Source organism: Methylocystis sp., assembly GCF_051061225.1.
In the GTDB taxonomy this organism is placed as follows: Bacteria; Pseudomonadota; Alphaproteobacteria; order Rhizobiales; family Beijerinckiaceae; genus Methylocystis.
On sequence record NZ_JBPFEB010000120.1, the window covers coordinates 1 to 19,321 of the forward strand.

Annotated in this window: 15 protein-coding genes; 7 read left to right on the top strand and 8 right to left on the bottom strand. The window is 62.2% G+C overall.

The genetic code is table 11. The annotated features are described in order from the left end of the window. Window positions 1-292: 292 nt before the first annotated feature. From ACR652_RS20080 to smbP, 6 genes are all read left to right on the top strand, one after another. The gene (locus tag ACR652_RS20080) at window positions 293-1,174 is read left to right on the top strand and encodes a hypothetical protein (protein WP_434508242.1); all 882 of its coding nucleotides are present in this window, start codon (window positions 293-295) and stop codon (window positions 1,172-1,174) included. Further along, window positions 1,068-1,367 carry a hypothetical protein gene (locus tag ACR652_RS20085; protein ID WP_434508266.1) on the top strand — a complete coding sequence of 100 codons (300 nt, stop codon included), beginning with the start codon at window positions 1,068-1,070 and terminating at the stop codon, window positions 1,365-1,367. The genes ACR652_RS20080 and ACR652_RS20085 overlap by 107 nt, the downstream gene beginning before the upstream one ends. A gap of 876 nt (window positions 1,368-2,243) precedes the next feature. Continuing rightward, entirely contained in the window at window positions 2,244-2,513 is a 270-nt protein-coding gene (locus tag ACR652_RS20090; protein WP_434508243.1) for a DUF2312 domain-containing protein, read from the top strand. Window positions 2,514-2,689: 176 nt separating this feature from the next. Beyond that, window positions 2,690-3,034, top strand: a complete 345-nt coding sequence (locus ACR652_RS20095) for a cupin domain-containing protein (RefSeq protein WP_434508244.1) — start codon at window positions 2,690-2,692, stop codon at window positions 3,032-3,034. A 943-nt stretch (window positions 3,035-3,977) separates the two neighbouring features. Next, window positions 3,978-4,340: a hypothetical protein gene (locus ACR652_RS20100; protein ID WP_434508245.1), complete on the top strand. Its 363-nt coding sequence runs from the start codon at window positions 3,978-3,980 to the stop codon at window positions 4,338-4,340. 166 nt (window positions 4,341-4,506) lie between these two features. Beyond that, window positions 4,507-4,887, top strand: a complete 381-nt coding sequence (gene smbP / locus ACR652_RS20105; RefSeq protein WP_434508246.1) for a small metal-binding protein SmbP — start codon at window positions 4,507-4,509, stop codon at window positions 4,885-4,887. 123 nt (window positions 4,888-5,010) lie between these two features. On the opposite strand, the gene ACR652_RS20110 is transcribed toward smbP, so the two are convergent. From ACR652_RS20110 to ACR652_RS20130, 5 genes are all read right to left on the bottom strand, one after another. Continuing rightward, window positions 5,011-5,535 carry a DUF3833 family protein gene (locus ACR652_RS20110; protein ID WP_434508247.1) on the bottom strand — a complete coding sequence of 175 codons (525 nt, stop codon included), beginning with the start codon at window positions 5,533-5,535 and terminating at the stop codon, window positions 5,011-5,013. 86 nt (window positions 5,536-5,621) lie between these two features. Continuing rightward, complete coding sequence (locus ACR652_RS20115; RefSeq protein ID WP_434508248.1) at window positions 5,622-5,855, bottom strand: hypothetical protein; 234 nt, start codon at window positions 5,853-5,855, stop codon at window positions 5,622-5,624. 156 nt (window positions 5,856-6,011) lie between these two features. After that, on the bottom strand, window positions 6,012-6,290 hold the full coding sequence (locus ACR652_RS20120; RefSeq protein WP_434508249.1) for a hypothetical protein: 279 nt from the start codon (window positions 6,288-6,290) through the stop codon (window positions 6,012-6,014). A gap of 24 nt (window positions 6,291-6,314) precedes the next feature. Beyond that, window positions 6,315-7,154: an SDR family NAD(P)-dependent oxidoreductase gene (locus tag ACR652_RS20125; protein ID WP_434508250.1), complete on the bottom strand. Its 840-nt coding sequence runs from the start codon at window positions 7,152-7,154 to the stop codon at window positions 6,315-6,317. A 298-nt stretch (window positions 7,155-7,452) separates the two neighbouring features. After that, window positions 7,453-7,950, bottom strand: a complete 498-nt coding sequence (locus tag ACR652_RS20130) for a hypothetical protein (protein ID WP_434508251.1) — start codon at window positions 7,948-7,950, stop codon at window positions 7,453-7,455. Window positions 7,951-8,124: 174 nt separating this feature from the next. On the opposite strand from ACR652_RS20130, the gene ACR652_RS20135 reads away from it, so the two are divergent. Beyond that, entirely contained in the window at window positions 8,125-8,823 is a 699-nt protein-coding gene (locus ACR652_RS20135; protein ID WP_434508252.1) for a class I SAM-dependent methyltransferase, read from the top strand. A gap of 18 nt (window positions 8,824-8,841) precedes the next feature. On the opposite strand, the gene ACR652_RS20140 is transcribed toward ACR652_RS20135, so the two are convergent. Genes ACR652_RS20140 through ACR652_RS20150 form a run of 3 tightly spaced genes read right to left on the bottom strand, consistent with a single transcriptional unit; the run spans window position 8,842 to window position 19,171 of the window. Then, window positions 8,842-10,539 carry a polyketide synthase dehydratase domain-containing protein gene (locus tag ACR652_RS20140; protein ID WP_434508253.1) on the bottom strand — a complete coding sequence of 566 codons (1,698 nt, stop codon included), beginning with the start codon at window positions 10,537-10,539 and terminating at the stop codon, window positions 8,842-8,844. Then, a complete protein-coding gene (locus ACR652_RS20145) occupies window positions 10,536-11,756 on the bottom strand; it encodes a 3-oxoacyl-[acyl-carrier-protein] synthase III C-terminal domain-containing protein (RefSeq protein WP_434508254.1) in 1,221 nt (406 codons plus the stop codon). Before ACR652_RS20145 ends, ACR652_RS20140 begins: the two co-directional genes overlap by 4 nt. Next, complete coding sequence (locus tag ACR652_RS20150; RefSeq protein ID WP_434508255.1) at window positions 11,753-19,171, bottom strand: SDR family NAD(P)-dependent oxidoreductase; 7,419 nt, start codon at window positions 19,169-19,171, stop codon at window positions 11,753-11,755. The genes ACR652_RS20145 and ACR652_RS20150 overlap by 4 nt, the downstream gene beginning before the upstream one ends. Window positions 19,172-19,321 lie beyond the last annotated feature (150 nt).

The following is a 19,321-nucleotide window of genomic DNA, read 5'->3' on the forward strand; positions in this document are numbered from 1 at the left end:
TCCCTGCCGCCAAGGGGAGAAGCATCGGTGAGTCGGCGCGCCGACCGGGCTTCCAGGGCATGCCCTGGAAGCCCGGTCGTCACGAAAACTGGGGAATTTTCAAATGCCATAACTGGGGAGATTTAATCCGCCACTGACAAAGGGCGCCCTGCCCATCGCTCCGATGGCGATCCTTGTTCATGTCGCGTCGGTCTGGGTTCCCTGCGCGTCCGAGGCCAAGGAGGCCATCGAACCCTATCACACGGCTCGACGAGGCGCTGCATGCGAACCGCGCCGCCAAAAGGCGAACCTCATGAAAGAAGACGGAAGCGAACAGGACAGACGCACAATTGAAATCATCGAGTCGATCGCCAGCCAAGTCCGCGCCGCATCGAGCGGTATCCTGCTGGCGATCCGCACGCCAACGCGCAGCCTCGAGAACGTCAGCTATAACAAGGAGGCTGGCGATCTAGAGCCTGGCAACAAGGAGCAGGTCCGCGCTTTGACCGTCAACACGGCGCGGGCCTTCGCCCAGACGTTGCGCTTGATGGCGGCGTCGCGGGCCATGGTGGCACGCAATGATTTCGCCACCAAGCGCGAGGCCTATTACATCAGCAAGAACTGGGGCGACTGCCGCTTCGACGAACAGGCCCAGTCGGACGCCATCATGGACGACATCGAGGCGATCGCCTCGCTGCATGGTCTGTCGCGCGAGAACCTCCGCTTTTACCCCGAGTCGCACGGCGGCTCGGTTGCGGGGCTGCTCGTCAGAGCCCCGCAACCGGCGAAACAATCGAAATTGACTGCGCCAGGCTCGGCGTCGTCGCCTACAGCATCCCCCGCTCGGCTGGGAATCTCACCTTCCGGACGGAAGCGCGCTTCATTCGCTATCGAAACCGACGGCATGTTCCAGCGCCTCAACAATCACCGCTTCTGGGAACGAGCCCAGTGCATCCTCGTGGAGATGGGCCGCGTCCCGACCGGCGCGACGCGGCGCTTCATCCGCCTTTTATCCGCCCGCCATGACGCCGCCGGTCTATTGCTTTGTCGACTGCGACCCATACGGCTTCACCAACATCTACCGTACGCTGAAGGCCGGCTCAGGAGGCACCGCGCACGTGAACCGTTTCCTCTGCGTGCCGCGCGCGCAATTCCTGGGCGTCACCCCGCAGGACATTATCGACTTCGGCCTTGAAGATGCGACTCATCCCTTGACCCCTGTCGACATCAAGCGGGCGAAGGACGCATTGCGCCACGACCCCTTCATCGTCGCCCATCCACGCTGGGTGGCGGCGATCAAGCAGTTGCTCGACATGGGCGTGCGAGCCGAACAACAGGCGCTCGCCAAATGGGGGCTCAACTACGTGATTGGAATATTTGTCGCGTAAGCTAGCGGACGTCGACCAGTTCTTGCCGTGAGTTTTCCCGCGAGGAAGCGAAAAGCCCACCATTCCTCGCATGGCTTCATCCGCGCGGCGCATGGTTGAAAAAAGGCCCGGCTCAAGGCCGGGCCAAGGAGAAGAGTTCCCCTGGGAGGGGGATCTTTCATACTAACCATCGACATTGGACAGTGTTCCCGAGACGGGCTTTGGGCGCGCCAATGACGCGCCGGATCAAACCACATCCTGAGATCTGCAAGCCGGCGGCTGGGATAGGGAGCTGCCCGCGTCTTTCCATCGTTAAATAACCCAACCGAGCGCTTGATCGGCTGCGACATCGTCCGACTTCTTTTATTCTCGACGTCAGGGCTAGGAGCGTGACCATGGCTTACTCAATCAAGCACGGGATCGACAGGGATGCGCGGACAGAGAGTCTAGAGACAGCGACGTCATGTCTGGAGCGTGTCAAGGCGCTTCAGAGTCAAGGCGACGCCAACATCAAAGTTTTCAACCGAGAGGGCGTTGAAATCACGCCTGCCGAGCTCGAGCGGCTTTCCGGGAAAGAGCTCATCTAAAGCTTTAAAGAACGCTGGTTCTGCCGATTATCGACGCCGACAGCATGTCTGCCGCCATGCGCCGCCAACCGGCGGCGCATGCTGCAAAGCCGTTGTTCCGGCCGCGATCTTCAGACCGCCGCGCAGCTTGTTAGCGGCGGATGTAGCGAGCGCCTCGCAACCTGGCGGCAATTCGAGCCAAGGCCGGCGCAGATTTACGCTGCTTGGCGATCTCTACGTCTCGGTAAAACTGTTTGTGGACACGCAAGCTACATTAACCTCTCGTTTACTTTTTCGCCCCTAGCCTCCCCCCGTTCGTGGGAGAAGGCACATGTCAGATACAGTCGGCGTAGCGGGCGACCGCATTCTTTCTTTGATCGAGCGGATTGAACACATCGAAGAAGAGATCAGGGCCCTGACAGAGGGAAAGAAGGAAATCTTCGCTGAGGCCAAAGGGGAAGGCCTCGATGTAAAGATCCTCAAGGAGATATTGAAGCTTCGCAAGCAAGATAAAGATCAGCGTGACGAGCACGAATCCTTGTTGGACCTCTATCTGCACGCCATCGAAATCGCGGAGCGCCAGGAAGCCAGGGCGGCTTAACGTCGCCCGAAGGGGAGGACTGCGCGCATACGCCGTCCTCCCGAAGCCATACGTCGCCGACATCGCTCAGCTACCGACGCCCCGCCGGGTGGATCTGTGCCGTCAGGAGAGCGGGGCTACTTCCATGTGTGGGACCATGGATGCATGAGGAAGTAGGAGCCATAGGGAGGAAACGGATGTTGGCTGCCGGCAACCTGTTCGCGAACACACCCCAGCGCTCGGCCGAGGAGGAGATCACGACCTTGGGCCAACTTCCCGGCGTGCGGATCGAGCGCATCGTCTCCACCGGGCACTCAAGCCGGCCTGGCTTCTGGTACGACCAGGAGCAGGTAGAATGGGTCGTGCTCCTGAGCGGCTCGGCAAGTCTCCTTTTTGAGGGCGAGGTCACCTCTCGCATCTTGCGCCCCGGCGATTATATTGAGATCCCGGCCCATTCGCGGCATCGTGTCGAATGGACCGACGCCAACGAGCCGACTGTATGGCTGGCGGTGCATATCGGTGATCAAACTAATAACCCATAAGGGGCGCTGACCCCTGATTGCGCCGTTAGGGCACGAATTTGAAGCCCTTATCCCGCGCGATTCCCTGGCCGCAATTCGATCTCCTTTCATTCTTGCGTCACCCCGATGCTCCCGGATTCTGACCCTAGCCAAACCGGGGTCGAAACGAACCGTCAACTTCCGCCGCGTGCGGCCTTCGCCTCGGGTTGAGCGCTGCGCGAGCCGCGTGACAACGCGCGCGTGGGACAAGAGCGTCCTCGACGCTGGAATTTCCCCCGCCTGATTTTCGGGCGCGGGACCTCTCTCCCGCCTTTTGATGTGTTTGCAATTCCAGGGTGGACGCAATGAGATTGCTGAGCCTTTTGGTCCCGTCCGGACCTCGATCCATTCCGGTCGCTTCGGCGAGAAACTGAGGACGCGCTTCGCAGCTTTTGCGCGCGGCTTTCAAGCCCACCGCATACTTGCTCGGAACGGAGAGGCGGCCCTCGCAGATTTTCATTTTCGGAATCACGGGGGGACCGGACCGTTGGCTGAGAATTCCATTGGATTTAACGCAGCCGCCCGCAACATTTGCCTCACAGGCGCTCGCGGTCGGAGAAGACTCCCGTGGTCCCTTTCTTTGGCCCGACGACGGGCTTCGTCATCAGCTAATGCGCCCGGCCAAGTGTGGCACACGACGTGAAACGCGTCATCAACATCAGCGCGCCAATGCTGGTCAATGTCTTTGGCAGACTTCATCTCGCAGATGCCGGTAGATGGATGCGCGGTCGATGCAGGCGCTCCGCTGGATGAAAACGGCTTCTAGACGATTGGAATTTCCAGTGACGCTTTGCTGCCTGACTGGCCGCCGCGCCGCAGTCTTGTGGATTCCCTGGGTGACGAGGCGGTGGTTCCTAAGGTGATCCTCGCGCGCAATGCTTTACTATCTCGCACTTAAGCCGGATGTCGCAGAGCGGAAAAACGCTTGAGCGCGCAGTGGCATATGGGCGAAAGAAAACTTGACAAGACCATCAAAAGACTGGCCGATCCAGGCGGTCGGACCAAAGGGCTTTTAAATCATAGAGGAAGACAAATGACAGACAGCATCGACGCCCTCTACGAGCAAGCTTTGAAGAAAGCAGAAATTTATCTCGCGCAAGATCGCGCGGAGGCTAACGCCAAATTCCTGATCCGGATTTTTCTGACCAGCCTCCTGGACAGCGGGTATTGCATCGCTCCCCTGCTACCGACGGACGAAATGGCGGATGAGGGAGATCCCGCCGTAAACGATTATTATCGAAGCATATACCACAAGATGATCAGTCGTCGCCCAAGACTGGCAATTTGAATTCAGCCCTATAACCAAAAAGGGGAAGGCGGGTCCTGGGCGCAGCGGGAGCACAGCGCGTTCTTTCAACTCTGTTCCTACTGCGGCTTCATGCCGCAGGACGCGAAAGACGCTTGTATGAGAGCTTTCAGGTTTGAAGACTTGAATTTTTCAATTGGAGGACCCGATGAAAGCCAGAATGCTTTTGATTGCCGTGACTTTGATGGTTGGCATGTTTCCGGCCAGTTTTGCATTCGGGCAGGGATTCCTGGGAGAGACCGCCGCTTTGATTCAGGGGCGTCCGGAGGCGCATTTGTACGTGGCGATCGCTCACACGACTGAAGCAATTGAAAGCGGGGAAGCCGGAGAAGCGGGACGATTTGCTGATCATGCGAGAGCTGCGCTCATCCATGCACAAAAATGGGCCCAGCTCTATCCGAACCGGTATACAAATGTGGCCATTGCAAATCTGAGAGGCGCGCTTACTGCCGTTTCTCGCGGGGATCTGAGATTCGCAACCGCGAACGCGTCAAGGGCGCTGATGAATCTGGAAGCGACCCGTCCTTGATTGATCGCTCGCTGCGCCGTAAACCAATCAAAACAGCCAAACAACTGAAGGCTCGGTTTGATTGCAGTTTGCGGCCCCGAGCTAACGTCGATCCGTGGAGGGTTCCTGAAAGCAAGCGTCGCGCTATTGCGTCGAAGCTATTTTTTTAACAACCAGATCTGCGTTTGCGACCGGTAAAAAAAACTTCGATATCTTGATCCGGAGTCTCGCGGATTCTCGGGTGTCAAACGTCAAAGTCTCGACGAAGTCAAGAACCTGTTCACCACCCTTTGGCAAAACGATATTAGCCTGATAGGCGATTTCTACAGAACGGGGGCTTTGAGTGATCTTGGCGGAGCCAACCAAGTCCGAGCGATGGCCCACATAAGTGCCGTTTTGTTGGGTAAACCTCCAAATGTATTTCCGTTTCTCGCCGTCAGAATAAATCATTTCTTCTGTCAGATAGAGTGTGTCGCCGCGTTTTTCCCCGACGATATTTACGCGCATGTCGCGTGTGTTACCTGCAATATAATCGGAAAACTTTCCATCTGCCGTCAAGCGACCGGTGAGAAAGTCTCCCAGGTCTGGAGCATTCGGGGCCGATCTCGCTATTCCTGCTGCTAACATCGCGAACAACCCCAAGGCCGCGCGTCCCCAATATTTCTTCATCTTACCCTACCCAGCGACAGTGTGTCCTGCTCGAGGTCGTGGCGGTTGAAAACAAAAAGCGACGCAAAACACCCTGTCTATTGTTGTTACATGATTTGGATGGCTAAATTATGTTTGCCGGAGTCGGGATCAATGATAAGCGCGGGGGTTGATAAATCGACAGTTTGACGCCTCACCATACGAAGTCTCTGACCTGCCAGCGATATTTTGGATTTGTCCCACAGTCGCCGGCGCGCCATTGTCCTTTGGCGCATCTTCGACATGGAGGTAACAAAGCGCCCAGGCGCAAGACCCTGCTGGTTAAAACCAGCGTCGCTCATCTTGCGCTTCTGCTTGCCATGATTATTCTGGCTTTCGGACCAAATCCGGCATTGGCGTATTGGGAGGCGTGGGCATTTCTCCCTCTCTTTGTCGGGGCGTCTCTGTTCCTCAACCTCTACCTCTTGCGGTCGAGTCCGGAACACCTCGCGCGGCGGTTAAGTATTGGACCCCTTGCGGAACGAGAGGCCGCCCAACGACGGGTCATGGCCTTCATCCTGTTGGGCGCAATCATGCTCATTGCCGTCCCGGCGGTCGATCATCGCATGAATGGATCCCACATGCCTATTTTCGTCCCGTTGATCGACAATCTCGTTGCAGTCGCCGACTGGATCGTCTTCTTGCTTGTTTTTCAGGAAAATGCGTTCGCGTCGGCAACTGTTGAACTCACCCCCGATCAAAAGGCCGTCACGACCGGCTTTACCGTCTTTTCCCACGAATCTGGTAGCCTTGGCCGAGGTTCACTCGCGGCTTCTGGTTGTCTCGTGAAAGCCCCGTTCGGATTGTATGATGGGGCCGACGCTACGGGCGAAATAGCTGTCGAACAGGGAATAGAGACCGCGCAACAGAAGTGTCAGGCGAGCGACCGCGGGCAGGAAAATCGAGGTTTGTCTTTGTTCGGCTCCATCGATGAGCGCGCGCGCCACGGTTGCGGAATCCTGAAGCGGCATGACGCCAAGAAGTCGCAATGGCAACTGCGCCAGCGCATCTTTCACCGCCGGGGCTCCCAAGGCGCGGCGCGCCATAGGCGTATCCACGAAACCGAGATAAGCCGTGGAGAACGTGACCCCTGTTCCCTGCAGTTCGAAACGGAGGGCGCGAATGAGCGCCTCCAAACCTGCCTTCGATGCGCCATAGGACCCGGCGAGGGGCCAAGGTAGAAAGGCGGCAACCGACGACATGGCGAGAACATGTCCGCGACTTGATAGGATAGGCCCGAGCGCGGCGCTGATCACATTGTATGCTCCGAGAAGGTTGACTGAAACGACGTGACTGAACGTTTCCGCGTCCGTCTCCCAAATCGTGCCGACACACTCAATTCCCGCATTGACGATAAGCATGTCGATCCGACCATAAATCGACAGGATGCGTTTGACCGCTTCGGCCATGGCTACCGGATCTCTCACGTCGCCCGCCACGATCATGCTGCCTGGAGCCAGCTCTCCTTTCAATTTGCCCAGCGTCTCCGCGTCGACGTCCAGCGCGACGACCCGAACGCCCCTCCTTTGCAATTCCAGCAGCATCTCGCGTCCCAAGCCATTTGCCGCCCCTGTGAGAAAGGCGACACGACCGCTTCGCATGACGGGATTTGTCTCACCTAGGCTCACCGTTGCGCTCCGTTATTCCAGCAATTGCTTAACAGGCCGATCCACGATCCGAAGGCGCCCGCACCACTCCTGATATCCCCAGAGGATTTGTGCGCCCATTTGATCAGGGAGACCAGACGCGACAAATCGGGGTCAAAATCCGCGATTTGAGGATCAGGGGATGTTTGTTCCGAGTTCGAGTAAAGACGCCCGACGTCGCTTAAAGCCATAAAATGATTATCCAGCAGCGCTGCAAGCCGTCTCGTTCGAGTCGATAAACTTCTCTGGAAGATCAGCGGATATCCAGCTCAGGAAAACGGCCCCACTCTGGCGCCATATAAATAGTGGTATCTTGATGATGTCTCCGGGCAAGAGGGTTGCTTGAAGAAATCCGCGAAAAGCGTGCCAACTGATCCCGGCCACGCCGTTCGGCGGCGGCTTCGCGATCGACGGCGTCTTGCGAAACCGGCGGCGGCGCTGTGTCCCGGAAGGCGACGATGGCGCCATTGCGGGTGCGAATGAGAAGGTAGCCGTCTTCTGGGCGTTCTGGCGCGACATAAGCCTCTATGTCGCCTGCTTTGAGCTCAAGCGCTCCAAGGCTCCCGCGTTCGGCCGCAGCGGCGGCGTTGAGGCAGGCCTGCGCTCTGGCTCGACCTTGGTCCTCATCTGCTTCGCTAACGGCGTAAGCGTAACAGGATGTGGTCGCAAGCAAGTCCAAAATCCGGGTTCCCGGCGCCATGGGCTGAACCTTGCCAGAGCCACAGAAGATGCAGGCATGAAGCAACCGCAAGAATGGCCCTCTTCCGGGGGATCTCGCACCCTGCATCGATACGCGCTGCGAAATTTCCGCCATCGGCCAGCTTGTGGCTCAACTCTTGTGACATATCTCGAAACTATCTAGAAACTTTCCCTCAACGCCCCGGCGCGCTCAATTTTCGTTCCATTGTGAAAGGCAAATTTCTCGATGACTGGCCAGAACAATGTGGATGTCGCCAGGCGAGTTTTTCTGGAGAATGGCGACAGCTATGCGGATATAGCCAATTATTGCACGCTCGGTCTCGACCGTTTCTGGAAGCGCCGGATCATGGCGGCGCTGCCGCCGGCGCCCCGCAGGCTGATCGACCAGGCCTGCGGCACGGGCATTCTCACGCTACAAATCGCACGGCTTTACCCGGATTGCCAGGTCATCGGGGTTGATCTCGTCCGCGAGTATCTGGACATTGCGGAGGCGCGCGCAGCCTCGGAAGGGCTGGCCAATGTCGAATTTCGTCATGGGCCCGCCGAAGAGGTCGTGCCCGAGGGCCGTTTCGACTGCATAACCTCCTCTTATCTCGCCAAATATTGTGATCTCGACAAGTTGATCGAAAACGCCGCGGCCATGCTTGTTCCCGGCGGCAAGCTGATCATGCACGACTTCGCGCTTCCCCTAAGTCCGCTCTATCGTGGGCTGTGGGAGCTGCACATGAAATATCTCAGGCTCTTCGGGCCGTTGCGTTATCCGCAATGGAAAACCGCCTTCGAGGAAGTGCCGGAAGTGATCCGCGCCTCGGATTGGGTCGACCGGCTTCCGCGCGCGCTCGCGACAAATGGTTTCGGCCAAATCGAAACGCGCTGGCTCGCATTCGAGGGCGCGGCGCTCGTCACGGCGGTGAAAGGCGCCTGAGGACATCCGCCGCCATCCTCACGCGCAGGAGGCGAAAATATCGTCCCCGTCGCGCTGAGTCCTCACGCTGCGCAACTGGTCTTCTCCCGGCGCCTGCACCTTCACCGTGCCGTCGGGGAAGAGCGCGACGGCCACGAACTTTCTCGGACCGCCGTCGAGCTTCCCTCCGAGAAGCTTGCGAGTGGCTTCTTTCGCGCACCATAGGCGCGTCATCCATTCCTCCAGCGCCGCCGCCGACCCCTGCGTGATCTGTTCGAGCAGTGCGCATTCGGCTGGCGTGAAGGCGGCCTCGCGGAAGGCGGCGTCTCTGGGAATGATGTGCTCGAGATCGACGCCCACCGGCGCGCGGTGCGCGACGGCGATGGCGCGATCCCGGCAATGGGTGACGCTGATGGAGGGCGCCGGGAAGGTCACTCGCTGAAGCGAGCGGGGATCGACGAGCGGGCGTCGGTTCTCGTCGTAAAGGATCGCCAGCGACGCCGGATGGATCTCCCGGGGGCCTTCCGAGGATGCGGCGAGGAGGGCGCGAATGGCGTCTTTCGCGGCGATCCGTCCCATCAGCCATTCACGCTGCCGCCGGGGAACCTTCGCCTTCGCCCTGAACGCCTCCATCTCGTCCATGTGCAAATAGAAGCGGGCGATGATTTCGAGATCGGGGCGCGCGAAATCCGTGGCGTTGATCACGCGGCAGGCGAGGGGCGCGCCCGTCGCGTAAGGCTTGCTGAGCGCCTGCCGAGAGGGTGCGCGGCGAAAATGCACAAGGCGGCGGTCCCAGCGGAACTTCCACATCCGCCAGGCTTTCACGCGCATCCATACGCCGCCGCCGTCCCGTATCTCAATATCGGCTTCGAGCGTCTTGCCCGAGTCGGCCGTGATTTCGGCGCGCACGGCGAAGCGCGATCCGGGCGGCGGCGAAGGGCGGTAGATTTCGAGTTTTTCAAGACCGATCGGAAAGACGTAACGTTCGCGCTCCATCGCCCAGACGCCGACGAGCTGCCCGACCGCGTCGAGCAGTTGCGGGTCGAGCAGGAGCTGCGGGGCGCAATTGCTGCGAAACAAGGCGGCGGGCGATGGGACGATCATCTCGCAGTAGGCGGAGGAGTCGCCAAGGACGATATCGCCCGAGAGGCATTGATAGCTCGGGCCGTGAAAAAGATGGCGGCGCAGGTAAATGTCTTCTCCCGACAGCGCCAGCCGATACGGGTTGACGAGCGCCTTGAAAGACAGATCCACACTTGCCTGATAGCGCTGCGCGAAACAGAATGCGGCCGAGATGGCGGCCTTATCCTGGCCATGCGGGTGAATGGCGGCGTGGATGCGCTGCGCGCCGCTCGCGGGATCACGGGAGACGCGCCTCGCGCGGATGCGCAGGGCGAGATGATCGACGTCGGCAAGCTCGATCCAGCGGCTGGCCATCACGTCTTCGAGGCGGATAAGACCCATGCCGGGCGCGAGGCAGGCGGCTGCTTCGGCCATCGCCTCCAGGCTCATCGTCATCGGCAGCACCGGAAGGCAGGCCGATAGCGGCTTCACGCCCGCCGCCTGGACAAAAGCGTGATCGGCAAGGTGGCGGTCTTCGACGAGATCGAGAACCCGCTCCACCACAAGACTGTCCGGCCCGATTTCGATCGCCTGGCCAATGAAGGGCATCGAACCCGCCGCATTCGCGTCGTCGGCGCGCCCCTGTCCGGCCTCCGTCACGGCTGATGCGATCATATCTTTTCCATAACGAGGCCCGTGACGGTCAGGCCGGGGCCGAAGGCGACGGCCGCGATCCTGCTTCCTGTCGGAACCTCGGGAGATTCAAGCATTTCCTTGAGGATATGGGGAACGGTCGCAGAGGACATATTGCCCTTTTCGAGAAAGACCCTGCTGCTGAAAGCCGTCTGCTCGGGCGTCAGATCCAGCTCCGCCCGGATATGCTCGACGATTTTCGGCCCGCCCGGATGAATGGCGAAGAGCACGCGATCCTTATCGTCGTCCAGCTTCATGCCGGCGAGGCTGAACAGCCTTTCCATGAAATCGCGGACGTATTTCTTGATGATCACCGGCGTCATCACCGTCAGCGTCATATGGAACTGGTGGGAGCCGGGCGTCCAGCTCATGTCCTTGAGCGAGTCGGGCAGAAGGTGTTCGTCGAAGGCGAGGATCCGCAAGCCGCGCATGTTCCGCTCGCGCAGGAAGTCCTCGTCCAAAACGCTGTATTTGATGAAGCCGTCCGAGAACAGCGTCATCGTGATGATGTTCTCGGCGCTGAGATCCATGAAATTGCGATGCAGCGACAACAGCTCGGTGTGAACGATGTCGACCTGCCGCTTCGCGCGCGTCGCGCCGAAATGCGAGGAGGCAAGGAATCCATGGGCCATCCGGATGGCGGGAAACGCGCCGTAGCAGCCCATGTGATAGCTGTGCGTCACCGTGGTTTCGAGGAAGTTCTTTTTGGACACCATTTTTTCGGCGGGACTGGGCGCCAGATAGCCCGAACAGGTGACGTGGATCAAATCCTCCGGCGCCTCGCGCACGCCATCGTACAAGCGGCTGAAAACTTGGTCGACGACCTTGCCGAAGCTTTCGTGGCGCGCGCCGAGATCCGCGCCCCGCGGTTCGGCCTTGTCCTTGAAAAGTTCGAGGTAATCCTGCTCGGCGGGCGCCACGATGAATTCGCCGTTCTCGAAGCGGATGTCCTCCACCTTGGGGAAGAAGACGAGCTGGCGTTTCCTGATCTGGCCGGGGGAAAGCGCGTAGCGGTCGAATTTCTCGCGAACGCGCTTGTAAATCTCGCGGAATTCCAGCTTGCCCTCGACGCCCTGGACGACGGCCTGGACGCGGGCGAAAGCGTAAGCAGATATTTCCAGCGTAACGCGTTGCGGCGACGGTTTCGCCATCTCGATAGTGCGAAAGCCGCCAATGGCCGCAAAATTCCGGCTCTTCACGAAGACTCCTCTGTTATCGGCATTTTTGATCTTGCCCGGGGAGCCCGAGCCGCGGGCTGGCGCTGCGGATCGGCGTCGGCGGGCGGCCCTCTGGGCGCCGCGATCTCGGGCACGCTGGCCGCGATCAGGACTTCCGCCTCGCTCGAATGACGCCGCGCCAGTTCTTCGATGCACATGCGCACGCCTGTTTGCAGCGGGATGGGATGAATATTGCGCTTCTCCATGAGCCGCAGAAGCGGCTCGTTCACCATCCCGGCGTCCCACGGTCCCCAGTTGATCGAGACGACATTCACATGCAGCCATTCCTGGCTCAGGCGATCGGCGAATTTGTTGAGCGCCTCGTTCGCCGCGGCGTAATCCGTCTGCCCGGAATTGCCGAAGCGAGCCGCAACCGAGGAGAAGAACAGGAGGAACCGCAAAAACTCCGGCCTCAATTTGCGCGCCAGCACGCGCGCCGCGGCGACCTTCGTCGAATAAACGGCGTCGAACGACTCGAGCTTCTTTTGCCGCGCGAGCCCGTCCTGGATGATTCCGGCGCCGTGAATCACGCCTTCGATATGGCCCCATTTTTCATAAGTCTCGTCGATCAGACGCCCGAAAGCGTCCTCGTCGCCCACATCGACCGCGCAATAGTCGACCTCGGCGCCAGCCGCCCGCATGCCCGCGAGATTGGCTCGGATTTCGCGATCCTTGATCAGGCGGTCGACGGCCGCCTGAACCCGGGCCGGCGACGCGTTTTCCGGCTCCCCCGCTCTCATCCTGTCGATGAAGATACGCTTGAGCGCCTCCCGATCCTCGACGTTCCGCGTCGACTCGTCTTCTTCGGAAGGAAGGGGGCTGGTTCCGACCACGACCATCTTCGGGCGATAAGCGCGGGCGATCGCGAGCGCGACGCTCGCGGTGACGCCTCTCGCGCCCCCCGTGACAAGCAGGACGCTGTCGCTGTCCAGATCCAGCGCCGACAGATCGGGCCGCGCCAGTGGTTCGGCGGCGAGTTCCAGGCGCCAGCGTCCCTGCGTCGAAAGGCCGACCTCGACGGAGGCGTCGCCATCGCGGCCGCGCCATTCGGCGAGGAGAGCGGCGGCGGCGGCGTCCGCCGGCAGGGCAGGGTCCACGTCGAGGCACTTGACGCGCACCCCCGGCCACTCTCTCGCGAGGGATTTGGCCACGCCATGCACGCTGGCCGCTTCGGGGGCGAATTCGCCGGTTCCGCCCAGACCGAATTGGCCGTCCATTCCAGTCACCGTGAGGAGCCAGCCGTCGCCGCTCGCGGCCGCGTCCCGCAAGTCCGTCTCGAATGTTTTCGCGACAAGGAAAGCGGTGCGCGCGTCGTCGGCGTGCGCATCGCCGTCGCGCGCGCTTTCGAGCCCGAGATGAAGAATCAAGGCGCCGACCGGCGGATGGTTTTCGCTCCCGATGAGGGCGCGAAGCTCCTGCATCGCGGCTTCGTCCCGCGCATCCGCCTCGAAACGGCCGTCGCCGAGAGCGCGGGTGCGTCCCGCCGGGGTCGCCAGCAATGTGACATGGCCGTCCTTCCCCAGCGCGGTCGCGAGCGCGTCGCGCGCGGGCGAAGGGGGGCCGAAGAAGAGAACCGCGCCTCCGGCTCCGCGCTCATCCTCCGCCTGCGCAGGAATCAGGTCGGCCATGATTGGCCTCAGGACGAGACGTTCGACGGGGCCGGGCGCCGTCGCAGTTTCGAGCTCCACTGCCTCGGAGATGGCGGCGGGGGCGGCGGGGGCGAGGCGGTCCGCCTTGCTTTCCCGTGGCTGGTCGGGCTTGCCCTCGCGCTGGCGGCCGTACCAGGCGACGATCCCGTCCAGCGTCTTCAATCCGGACAATTCGTCGTAAACGGCTTCCTCGTCCCGCCCGGTCATAAAGTCGTAACGATCCTTCAGCTCGGAGAAGACTTCGATCCGCTTGATCGAGTCGATCCCGAGATCGGCCTCCATGTCGGCCTTTGGATCGAGCATGTCCTCCGGGTAGCCGGTGCGTTCGGAAACGGCGCGAATGAGGTCCGCCCGGAATTGCTCCGGGGAGGCCCATTCGGCCCCTTCCTCTTGGCGGTCCTGCCTTTTATCAGGCGCGGGAGACGCCGGGGCGGTCGTCGGCGGTTCTGGAGCAACAGTCGAGAAGGCTTCGGCCTCCTCGGTCGGGATCGCCGCAGCGAAACAGGGCAGCGTCGGAATGGGCGGGACGCCGAGGCTCGCGGGCGTAATCGCCTGCTCTTTCCCGGCGGACAGCAGCCGGTTCTGCAAGGCGATGAAGTCGCGCAGCGTCGCCTGCTGGTCGCGCTGGAGCGCAATGAACTGCTCGATGTTGCTCTGGATCTGCGCCAGTTGCGAAGGTTCCGCGAGCAGCGGGCGCGCCTTGTCGTTCACGTCGTTTCGGTCTCCTCTTGGCGTCGTGACCGGCGCGAGATGCGTCTTCGATCGCGCGTCATCGTACATCGCAGCCGCAGGCGCCGCAGCGCCCCGAGAGAGCGCCGGCTCTTGTGCTGCGGCGGCCCTGACGGCCGATTTGCGCGTTTTTTTGACGGCCTCACGCCAGGGCGTCGCCCGGCCGCCATTGATCCGCCAGACCATCGGGCCGGGCTCGGCCGCCGCGCGCGACTCCCGCAGCGCGTCTTCGGGCGTGTGTTCGACGAAAGCGCGCCGCGCGAACCATTTTTGCAGATCGATGGGACATCCGAGCGTATAGGCTTCCGCGAGCAGATGCGACAGTTGCAGCCAGCCCGGCCGTGAGGGCGAGTCGACGGCGAGGGCCGCGTGCGGCTTGTCGGCGAGGATGCGGTTCACGAGACCGGTCATCACCTGACCCGGCCCGACTTCCACGAAGAGTCTCGCCCCCGCCTCGTGGAGTTTTTCTATTTCCTCGACGAAACGGACTGGCTCGCGGATATGCCGCGCCAGAAGCGAACGGATCTCCGCGTCGCTTTCCGGATAGGGCCGCGCCGTCGTATTGCTGAAAACGGGTATGCGCGGCTGGAGGAAAGTGAATTTCTCCAGTTTCTTTGCCAGCGCCTTGCGCGCGCCTTCCATGGCGGGCGAATGAAAAGCCGTCCCGATCGGCAGGAGGACGACGCGCAGGCCCCGCGTCTTGAGCGCGGCCGCAGCCGCCTCGATCTGCGCCGCCGCGCCGGCGATCAGCGTCTGGTCCGGCGCATTCATGTTCGCGACGTCCACCGCCAGTCCGAGCGTGCGGATCAGATCGCCGACCTGCGCAGCGCCCGCATTCACGGCGGCCATCGTTCCCGGCGATTTTTCTCCTGCCTGGGCGGTGATGCGGCCGCGAATGTCGGACAGCCGGATGAGGTCGTCGGCGTCGATGACGCCGGCGGCGCAGAGGGCCACATATTCCCCATAGCTGTGGCCCGCGACGAAATCCGGCGAGAACCCGAAGGCGCGCAGCACATCGAAGGCGGCGAGTTCGACGACGCCGAGCGCCGGCTGCGCAACGCGCGTCGCGGCGAGCGCCTCTTTCTGGGCGCGCCGCTCTTCGTCCGTGAAGGCGGGGACAGGATAGATGTAGCGCGAGAGCTTCTGCGGCAGATCCTGCGCGAGCAAAGCGTCGGCGCGTTCGAAATGCCTGTGCAGTTCCGGCATTCCGACGACGAGATCGCGCAGCATGCCGACTTTCTGGGCGCCCTGGCCAGGGAACAGGAAGCACACGCCGCCGGGGGGAGTTGTCCCCTCGCCGAGGTAGACGCCGCCCGGATGGCGGCGCGATTTTCCGCCATCGAGCATCTCGAGCGCGATGTCGAGCTTCGACAGGAGATCCTCGGGGGAGACCGCGAGAAGCGCGAGGCGGAAGCCCCCGGCGGATTTGCCGGCCGCGCCGGTCGCGCGAAAATGCGAACAGGCCAGCTGCGGAAGGTCGAGATCGACAAACCCGCCGATCAGGCGCTTGAGGCCGTCGACGGCGTCTCTAAGCGCCTCCCGCGTGTCGCCGGCGAAGAAGAACGGCTCCGCGTCGCGCGGGCCGAGATCGACATTGTCCCCGGCGCGATAGCCACGGCCATATTCTTCCAGCACCGCATGGAAATTGGCTCCGCCGAAGCCGAAGGCGCTGACGCCGCAGCGCCGCGGATGGGCGGGGCTGGCCAGCCACGGACGAACCTGGGTGTTGATGAAAAAGGGCGATGTGGCGAAATCGACGCGCCGGTTCGGCGTCTCCACCCCGATCGTGGGCGGCAGCGTCTTGTGTTCGAGCGCGAGAACGCTCTTGATGACGCCGGCGAGTCCGGCCACCACTTTGGTGTGGCCGATCATCGACTTGACCGAGCCGATGGCGCAGCTCTGGCGCTCGATGGCGCTCTCGGCGAAGGCCATTTGAAGGGAGTCGATTTCCGACTTGTCGCCGGCGGGCGTCCCCGTGCCATGCGCCTCGATCAGGCCGATCGTCGCCGGGTCGACCCCGGCGTCCTCCTGCGCGCGACGCAGGGCCGAGACCTGTCCCTGGGGATGCGGCGCGGTGAGGCTCTTGTTTCGTCCGTCGCTGGAGCCGCCGATCCCCTTGACGACCGCGCGGATGCGATCGCCGTCACGCTCCGCGTCGGCCAGCCGCTTCAGCACGAGCACGGCGACCCCTTCGCCGATGGCGATGCCGTCGGCGCTGTCATCGAAGGGACGGCACCTTCCACCCGGCGAGAGCGCGTGGGTTTGCGCGAAAGCCATGAAGGAAACGGAATTGTTCGTGCCGTCGATCGCGCCGACAAGCGCCATGTCCGCGTCGCCGTCGCGCAACTGCTTCACGCCGATCTGCAAGGCGGCGAGCGACGAGGCGCAAGCGGCGTCGACCGTGAAATTCATGCCGCCGAGATCGAAGCGGTTCGCCACGCGGCCCGCGACCACGTTTCCCAGAAAGCCGGGGAAGGAATCCTCCGTCCACTCCGGCAACGCGCTCGCGCGCAGCGTTTCGACGATTTCCCGGCGCGTCGCCTCCGCAAGACCGGGCGCGAGCTTGAGATAACGCTCGAGCTCCGTGCGAAAGATATAGGCGATCCCCATGTCGTGCAGGCCGCCGGCCCCGAAGATGGTGGAGGCGCGCCTTTTATCGAATGATCGCCTGTGGAGCCCCGCGTCCTCAAGCGCGCGACGCGTCGTCTCCAGCGCGAGAAGTTGCATCGGCTCAATGGAGCGAAGGCTCGCCGGCGGAACGCCATAGCGGGTGGGATCGAACGCCACATCGTCGAGGAAGCCGCCCCATTTGGAATAGACCTTATCGGGCGCGCCGCGCTGGGGGTCGAAATAGGTCTCCGGCTCCCATCGCTCTCTGGGAACCTCGCGCACAGCGTCGAAGCCGCGCATGATGTTGCGCCAGTAAGAAGCGACATCCCGGGCGCCCGGCAACAGGCAGGCCATGCCGATGATCGCCACATCCTTGCCCTGGGCGCGCTTGCGCTGGCTCATTCCCGAACCGGGCGCTGCGGCGGACGCAATGAGTGCAAGACTGTCTTCGCTCACCTCGCGATGCAGCGCGGCGATCGTTGTCGGCGCGGACCGCATGGTCGCCGCGTCGCCGAGCATGTAGAGCCCTTCCCGCCGCTGGGTCGGCAGATCGACCGGGGCGCCGGCCGTCCCGCTGCTGTGCGCGAGGCCCTTCGAGGCGATGCGCAGCCGCCCGATATTGAGCGTCTCGAGCCGCCGAAGCATCTCGTCTCGCGTCGCCCCCTCAAGAATGAGAGAGCGGCGCAAGTTGTTGAATTCTGCGCAGAACGGCGTGTCCGCGCAGCGCGTGTAGAGACCTGCGCCGGATTGCAGCAGCTGTGTTTTCCGGCAGGCGACGGCCTGATTTTGAAACTCCTGAGCGAGCGCGCCGCTGCGAATGATTTCCTCGGTGAAGAGATACGCGGTCCCCATCACCACGCCCACCTTCATCCCGCGCGCCGCCAACGGCGCCGCCATGACGGACGCCATGGCCGCCGACATTGCGTCATGGACGCCGCCCGCGAAAAGGATGGCGATTTGGGACGGATCGTCGATGCGCGCGGCAAGAAGCGTCTCGATCGCCTGCTCCCAGAGAACGAAACTGGTGCGCGGCCCGGTGTGTCCGCCGCATTCGTTCCCTTCGAAAACGAATTTGCGCGCGCCTTCGTCGAGGAAGCTGGCGAGCAGGCCGGGGGATGGCGCGTGCAGATAGGTCGAGACGCCCATCGCCTCGAGCTCCCGCGCCTGCGCCGGCCTTCCGCCGCCGATGATGGCGAAAGAGGGCGCCGCTTCGCGGATCGCCTCCAGCTGTTCGCGGCGCAGCTCCAAAGGGACGAAGCCCAGCACGCCAACGCCCCACGGGCGCTTGCCGAGCAAAGCGTGCGTATCGTTCAGAAGCCTTTGCACCTGCGGTTTCCTGAGAACGCTCAGGGCGACAAAGGGCAAGGCGCCCGCCTCGGCGACCGCAAGCGCAAAGCCCGCAACATCGCTCACGCGGGTCATCGGCCCCTGGACGATCGGATATTTCGTGCTGTGCGCCGCGGCGAGCGTGGAATCCGGCGCGAGGCAACGCTGCTTTCGGGCGAATTCGAGCGTCGCCGCGACGCTCTCCCTCAGGGCGGCCAATATGCGGCCGACCGCGCCATGCTGTTTCGCGAAGGACTGCGCAAAGGCGATGTCCTGGCCCATCGGCACGATGGGATCGTCGGCCTGCGTCACATGATGCTGTAAAAGCGCTCCGCAATCGCTCCCCGCGGCGGCGGACTCGAGCTCTTGAAGCCGGCGCCGCCCCGAGCGCGAAAAAAAACGGAACGCGGTTCCGCGGCTTTCAATGACGACCGTCTCGCTGCCGTCGAGTTGCGCGAAGGCTTTTCTTTCATGCGCGTCGAAAGGGCTCTCGTCCGTCAGCCACAGTTGCTCGCGCAACACGACCCCCGCCGCGCCGGCAAGCGCCGCCGCGGCCGCGCCGTGAAATCCGACGCCGCCTTGCGCCCAGTAGGGAATGCCGATCTTTCCCTTGAGATCCTGCAACAAGATGAAGGTCGAGCGGGAGCCTATCCTGCCGCCGGCCTCGTGTCCCTTGACGATGAGTCCGTCGCATCCGAGCGCGGCGGCCGCTGTGGCTGTCTCGAGATCGCAAACCTCGATCAGGAGCCTATCCGCGCGCTTCCGAAAGGCTTCAAAGGCGGACGACAGTTTTGAAGCATCGCGAGAGGCTCGCGGATCGAATCCGGCGAGAATGAGCAGTGGCGCGCGGGAAGGGAGAATCCGCCCCAGGCGCTCGCCCCCGCGCGTATCGAGTCCCTGAGCATCCCAGCGAACGCCCCATTCGCCGGTCTCCCCGGCGAAGCGCAGGATTTCACCCGCGATAAGTTCGACGTCATCCAGAAGACCAAGATCGAGAACGCCGCATTCTCCCGCCCGGAGGCCAGCAATCGCAAGAGTCGCGTCGAGACGGTGCTCGGGAGTCAGGACAATTACAGAAGACATATGCGGCGCGATCCTGCCCCGGGGACGGGCCTGTTCCCGAATTGAATTTTGAGAAACCGAGATGTCCCACTTGCGCGGACACGATTACGAAAGCTTCAGCCTTCTTGTCGAGATTAGCAAACCCTCGCAAGGATTTAAATAGCACGCGCC